The organism is Clostridiales bacterium (assembly GCA_012512255.1).
Lineage (GTDB): Bacteria > Bacillota > Clostridia > Christensenellales > DUVY01 > DUVY01.
Window position 1 is genome coordinate 1 of record JAAZDJ010000001.1, and the last position, 5,880, is coordinate 5,880.

At 40.1% G+C, this 5,880-nt stretch carries 5 protein-coding genes; all 5 read left to right on the forward strand.

The genetic code is table 11. From position 1 onward, the window contains the following. Positions 1–386 precede the first annotated feature (386 nt). Complete coding sequence (locus tag GX756_00005; protein ID NLC16257.1) at positions 387–3,119, forward strand: cellulase family glycosylhydrolase; 2,733 nt, start codon at positions 387–389, stop codon at positions 3,117–3,119. Between the two features lie 363 nt (positions 3,120–3,482). Then, positions 3,483–3,908 carry a GNAT family N-acetyltransferase gene (locus GX756_00010; protein NLC16258.1) on the forward strand — a complete coding sequence of 142 codons (426 nt, stop codon included), beginning with the start codon at positions 3,483–3,485 and terminating at the stop codon, positions 3,906–3,908. A gap of 49 nt (positions 3,909–3,957) precedes the next feature. Continuing rightward, positions 3,958–4,401 carry a GNAT family N-acetyltransferase gene (locus GX756_00015; GenBank protein ID NLC16259.1) on the forward strand — a complete coding sequence of 148 codons (444 nt, stop codon included), beginning with the start codon at positions 3,958–3,960 and terminating at the stop codon, positions 4,399–4,401. 260 nt (positions 4,402–4,661) lie between these two features. Continuing rightward, positions 4,662–5,636 carry an ABC transporter substrate-binding protein gene (locus GX756_00020; protein NLC16260.1) on the forward strand — a complete coding sequence of 325 codons (975 nt, stop codon included), beginning with the start codon at positions 4,662–4,664 and terminating at the stop codon, positions 5,634–5,636. A gap of 18 nt (positions 5,637–5,654) precedes the next feature. Further along, a partial coding sequence (locus GX756_00025; protein ID NLC16261.1) for an ABC transporter permease occupies positions 5,655–5,880 on the forward strand: 226 nt, incomplete at its 3' end.

Sequence of the window (5,880 nt, forward strand, 5' to 3'; positions counted from 1 at the left end):
CCAATGCAAAGAATGGAGCGAAAACGAAGCGGCGATAAAATGGCGTATGCAACAAGAATTATATCCCGATAAGTATGGTTCGCCTTCGGATTAAATCGCTTTAAATAAAAAATAATTGGGCTGTAAAATGCGCTATTTTACAGCCCAATTAAAAAAACACATAAAGGGTGGTTGAATATTAGGCTAACGATAATCTCGCCTTGAATTTAGCGCCCTTACGGATTTGCTATTTGCCATTAATTTTTTAGTTTTTTAATGATTGGACAAAGAATCAGCTTGATAAGCAGTTAACACATCTAATTTTGTTTGGTTAATATCTTAAAAGCGTAAAATTTTTTGTTGTTTTAAGATACTAAGTTTTTTTTTGTTAAAAAAGGAGAGGAATAATGCGAATAATAAAAAATTTATGTTTGGTAATCGCGATAATAATGCTATCGGCTTTGGCGACTGTTAATTTTAATTTCGTCCAATCAAGCGAACAAACCCAAAGCCGCGCGGGAATTAGGGCGTTGCCCTTTAGGGATTTGTCAGCGCAGCAGATTGTTCAAGAAATGGGCGCGGGTTGGAATCTTGGCAACACTATGGATGGACATACAGGAATGATGCCCAGCGAGACAGCTTGGCAAGGCGACATTACTACCCAAAGATTAATTGACGCCGTTCACGATATGGGATTTAACACCATAAGAGTTCCCGTAACTTGGGGCCAAAAAATTGACGATGACAATGACTACAAAGTTGACGAGGCGTGGATGAGCCGCGTTCAAGACATTGTAGACTATGCCATAAGTCAAGATATGTATGTGGTAGTCAATATGCACCATGACGGCGTTCACGATGGCGGCGGCTGGTTTAATTTGACCCTAGAGGGGGACCAGCTAGAGGCGGTCAAAGCAAAGTATAAGGCTTTGTGGCGTCAAATTGCTGAGCGTTTCAAATATTACGACGAGCATTTGATTTTTGAGGCGATGAACGAGGTATGGGTAACCAATGACAATTATCCTTATGACTTTGAGATTATAGGCGAATGCAACCAAATATTTGTGGACACCGTGCGCGAAACGGGCGAAAACAATAAGCATAGATGGCTTGTCTGCACGGGCAGATACACTAATTTGGACGCCGCGCTAAATCCCGCCTATAAGTTTAAACTGCCCCAAGATGAATATAACGATGAAAACAGAATTATGGTTTCATTCCACGATTATGACAATGAATTTGGAATGGATGGAACAGTAAATGATTTTTCAAGCCAAAAAGTAAACGAATGGAAGCAAAAATTTCAAAAAATGTATGACAATTTCACCTCCAAAGGCATTCCGGTATTATTCGGCGAGCATGGCGCCGTTGACAATGGCAAAAACGAAAAGGGCAGAGCGCATTATTTTGAGGTAGTTTACAAGTTGTCATACCTTAGCAATGTGGTGGCTTGCGTTTGGGACAATAACGGCGCTTATGAGGCAGGAAAGCCTGCCGCTGATAAGTTTAGGGTTATAGACCGCAAAGAATGCAAACCTTGGCAAAAAGAAATAACGGACGCTATCATGAGAGGTTATTTTGTAAGGCGCGAAGGACAAAATCTAAAAGATTTTTCCGTATTATCTACGGCGGGATATGTGTATGCCACTAACTCTAGAGCCGCGTCTATAAAAGAAATCACCGATATAACCTTGTCGGATACATCTTTGGCGTTAAAGCCCGGTATGGCGAAAAATGTTACGGCTAGTTTAGAGCCTAGCGATACTAACGATGTGCTCTTGTGGAAGACTTCGGACCCTACGGTCGCTACCGTATATAACGGCTTAATAAGGGCTAAGGGCATAGGCAAAGCAACAATAACGGCGTTTTCGCAAAGCGGCTCGGTAGCCGAGCAAATAGAAGTAACGGTTTATCCCGACCGAACGCTCAAAAGACCGGCGACAGATATCGCTACGGACAAAGAATTGTATATTTTGGAGCCGGGCGAAACCGCCTCTATTGATGTGGCATTAACGCCCGCCAAAAATAGCGAGATTGTGAGATTCAAATCCTCTAACCCGAATGTAGCGACAGTCAACAAATTGGGCAAAATTGTCGGGGTTGATGATGGCGCGGCTTATATATCAATAACCACGACCAGCGGGCTTACAAAAACGGTAAAAGTAGTCGTCAAGACTATTACAGAGGACAATGATCTTTCTGTGGGCTTATATGTATATTACAACGATAAAGAAAATGGTTATTATTCTAATGAATTAGGCGAAGCGACGCAGATTGTAGGCGATGGCGTTTATACTTTGAGTTTTGATTGTGACGAGCATTTGTCGCAAGACGCAAAAACCAAAGGCGTCAAATATCTTAAAAATCTAGGCTCGATTTATATAAAAGATTTGAAAGAAAAACCTAATTTATTGACTAGCGGCAAAATTTTGTATAATTCTATCGCGGTTGACGGAACCGATCTCACAATCACAATCACAGAGCCAAAATCTGCTATTAAAAATAACAAAGTTTTTGACACTAACGACCCGATTAACGCGTGGGAAGGTTCGGCAGTAAGCGAAGTTACAGTTAGCGATTATGTCCTTAACTTTACGACGGTTACTAATCCGAAAAAAATAACCGTTACCTTTACATTAAGCGATGTGGTATTTAAGGCGGGCGACGGGTCATCAAATAATGTAACAAAAGTTGAGATTGACGGTAAAGATAAGGTTTCTTTGGACGGTCAAAAAACCGAAGAACCAATCGCCGTGAAGATTACGCCTGTCGATACCGCCGAGAAAATAACATTTTATTCGTCCGATAATTCGGTAGTTTATACGGACATTAGTGGACAAGATGTGCCCAGCGATAACGGCGTAGTTAATGCCAATGTTGTCGCGATGGGCGAGGGCGAAGCCACTATTACGGCGATTTCGGAAAGCGGACAAAAAGCGGTGTTTAATGTGACCGTTTCGTCATTAGGCGAGATATCATACGACGGATTTGAGGAAGAGTATATAAATATGGCTGAGGTTGACGATGAAAACGGCGAAACAAATGAAAAAGGCTGTAAAGGCTGTAAAGGCAAGAACAACGCCGTGATTTTGGCCTTAATGACTGTGTTGTTATGGTCGGTTACCCGCTTTAAAAAATAATATAATTTTAGCTAGTTAATACTAAGCAGATTGCCTTTATTAAAATAAAGGCAATCTGCTTAGTATTTTTTATTACTTAGCACGCCAAACGCCTTGCTTTACGGCTTTGCTAATTATCATTGGGCTTTTTTGATTTTTTCCGCGCGCTCTGCTATGGGAGGAGTAGTAAGTTAATAAGCCTTGATAGCTATGGGCTTTAGCATAGCGTTATAAAACGCGCTTTGAAAGGCAAACAAGAAACATAACTCAATCCAACAGCTTTAATTTAACGCGTTGTAAAACCGCGCAGGTTTGCGCGTTATTTTGGTTTTTTTGGAGCAATGATTTATAATTGATATATTAAATTAATTTATAGGTTTTTTTATGTATAGGTTTGTTTGTTTGGGAGATATTAACCAAGAAATTAGGGATCTAAGATGGGAAGTTTTTGTGGTTGAGCAGGGCATTGATCCCGAGATAGAGATAGAAAAAGACGAGTATAATTATAAGCATTTGTGTTTTTATAAGGACGGCATTCTTATAGCGTACGCCCGAGCCAAATGTCAAGGCGAGGTTTTGCGAGTTGGCAGAGTCTTGGTCAAAAAAGAATACAGAGGCCAGGGCTTAGGAGCGGCGATTATGAAATATTGCGAAGAGATAGCCAAACAAAACAATTGCGCGGTTTTGGAGCTTCACGCCCAGAGTCAAGTAATAGGGTTTTATGAGAAATTGGGATACGATGCAATCGGCGATTATTTTTTGGAAGCCAATATCAAGCATAAAAAAATGAAAAAATATCTGACCAAATAGCCGCAGGGAAAAGCCATGCTCGTAATATTTCATAGCAGGAGACAAATTCATGATAAGAAAAGCCGAAATATCTGATTTGATTGCTATAACTCAACTGGCAATCCTTCTGTGGCCGGACAATGAATTTGACGACTTAAAAAAGGAAATAGAAAAAACGCTTTTAGATAAAGACGCTGTAGTTTTTCTGTGTTTTGATAAGGATATTCTTGTCGGGTTCGCGATGTGCCAACTGCGGCATGATTATGTAGAAGGAACAAAAAGCAGCCCGGTCGGCTATTTGGAAGGTGTTTTTGTGCTTGAAAATTATCGGAATAAAGGTATTGCTACAAAATTGCTTCAACATTGCGAACAGTGGTCCAAAGAAAATGGCTGCATTGAATTTGCCAGCGACTGCGAAATCGCAAATGCGGATAGTTATGCTTTTCATATTAAATATGGGTTTCAAGAGGTAAATCGTATCATTTGTTTTAAAAAGGCAATTAATACGGCATAGGACTGAAAATAACCCAAATAAACTTATAAAAACATAAACAACTACGGCTTTTATCGCTTCGCTAAAAAAAGTTAGCCATTTGAGGCGATAGAACGGATTAAATGTTAAAAAAGCCCAAAAAATTTTATCACTTTCGCAATTTATTAGATAAAAGCATATACTAATTTAATTGACGAATAATAACAGATATTGATATAATTAATCTATCTTTATAGACTGTTAAATAGAAAAAAATTTTCCTTTGGGGGAGATAACAGAACATGAAAAAGATTATAACTTTTTTAATTGCCTTAGCTTTAGGAATGTCTTGTATGGCGGTCACGGGATGCGGACCAAAAGCCGATTTTAAAATAGGCATAGTGCAATTAGTTGACCATGTGGCGTTGGACGCGGCTAATAAAGGTTTTAGGGAAGAGCTGGAAGCTCTACTAAAAAAAGAAGGTAAAACCGTTGAGTTTATTAACAAATCGGCTTCAGGCGATTTTGGAAATTGCACGACAATAGCTAACACTTTTGTCGCGAAAAAAGTTGATTTGATGCTGGCAATCGCTACTCCCGCGGCTCAAGCCGCCGCCAGCGTTACCACGGAAATTCCTATTTTGTTTACGGCGGTTACCAATCCAGTCGTCGCGGGACTTACTGAGAGTTGGGATGAGCCCAAGACTAATGTAAGCGGGACTTCGGATCTCAATCCCGTAGAGGATCAAATAGATCTTATAAGAGAGCTTGTTCCGGGTGTTAAGAAAATTGCCGTATTCTACGATTTGGACGAACCCAATTCTTTATATCAACTTGAACTTGTTGAGGATTATTGCGAGAAACTTGATATTACGGTAGTAAAGAAGGGAATTCCAGATATTAATGATTTGCAACAATCCTATAACAGTTTGGATAATGATGTTCAAGCTATATACATTCCTACCGATAACACATTAGCCAATGGGGCGGATCAAGTTCATGCTCTAAATAAAGACGGCAAACAACTTCCTATAGTATGCGGAGAGACAGGAATGAACGATAAATGCGGCGTAGCCACATACGGAATTGATTATTACAAATTAGGCAAGCAGACCGCTAAAATGGCTTTTAAGATTTTGATAGAAGGCGCTGATATTGCTAAAATGCCTGTCGAGACAGCGGAAGGCGAACCCGAGCTTTCAATTAACCAAACGGTAGCCGATGAAATAGACTTTACAATACCTGATTCAGTATTAAATAAAGTTAATCAAGCTTAAATAACACAAAGGATAATTATGGCACAACTTTTACAATCAATATTGGGCGGCGCCAATCAAGGCTTGTTATGGGCATTGTTGGCGCTCGGTGTTTTTATATCATTTAGGATATTAAATTTTGCCGACCTTACCGCCGAGGGAAGTTTTGCTTTAGGCGGCGCGGTTGTGGCGTCTTTGATTACCAAAGGTCTAGAACCCGCGCTGTCCAGTCTTATCGCGTTTTTGGCGGGGACTTTGGCAGGAC

Excerpts from the sequence above, each read along its gene's own strand:
- GX756_00020 (NLC16260.1), top strand. The coding sequence starts at position 4,662 with ATGAAAAAGATTATAACTTTTTTAATTGCCTTAGCTTTAGGAATGTCT.
- GX756_00005 (NLC16257.1), top strand. The coding sequence starts at position 387 with ATGCGAATAATAAAAAATTTATGTTTGGTAATCGCGATAATAATGCTA.
- GX756_00015 (NLC16259.1), top strand. The coding sequence starts at position 3,958 with ATGATAAGAAAAGCCGAAATATCTGATTTGATTGCTATAACTCAACTG.
- GX756_00010 (NLC16258.1), top strand. The coding sequence starts at position 3,483 with ATGTATAGGTTTGTTTGTTTGGGAGATATTAACCAAGAAATTAGGGAT.